This is a genomic window from Bacillus sp. SIMBA_031 (assembly GCF_046535225.1).
Lineage (GTDB): Bacteria > Bacillota > Bacilli > Bacillales > Bacillaceae > Bacillus > Bacillus velezensis.
In genome coordinates, this window is the sequence record NZ_JAWRXC010000090.1 from 1 (window position 1) to 331 (window position 331).

1 protein-coding gene is annotated in these 331 nt (G+C 51.7%); it reads right to left on the reverse strand.

The genetic code is table 11. The features are described 5' to 3' along the window. Positions 1-331 (reverse strand): MFS transporter (locus tag SB724_RS19640; protein ID WP_410572457.1); only part of this gene is annotated, 331 nt, incomplete at both ends.

Genomic DNA, 331 nt, shown 5'->3' on the forward strand with positions numbered 1-331 from the left:
CGGCGATTCCTCAAGCCGGCGGATAAAAAAGAAATAAATGAGACCGGCCGCCCGCCATACGAATACGAGCCGCCACCCCCATGAGCCTAAAGTGATGACAAAAGCGGAAACAACGTTTGCGACGGGAACGCCGATCAGTCCGATCATGGCGCAAAGGGAGATGTACTTTCCCCGTACGGAGGAGGGAAAAAATTCCGCCAAATAGCTGTTGGTCACAAGCATGGCGGCTGCGACGCCGAGCCCGGTAAAGAATCGGAAAATCATTAAGGACGGAATGTACCATGCAAGCGCATTCAGAAAAGATGAGATCGAAGAGACAAGGACAAAACAA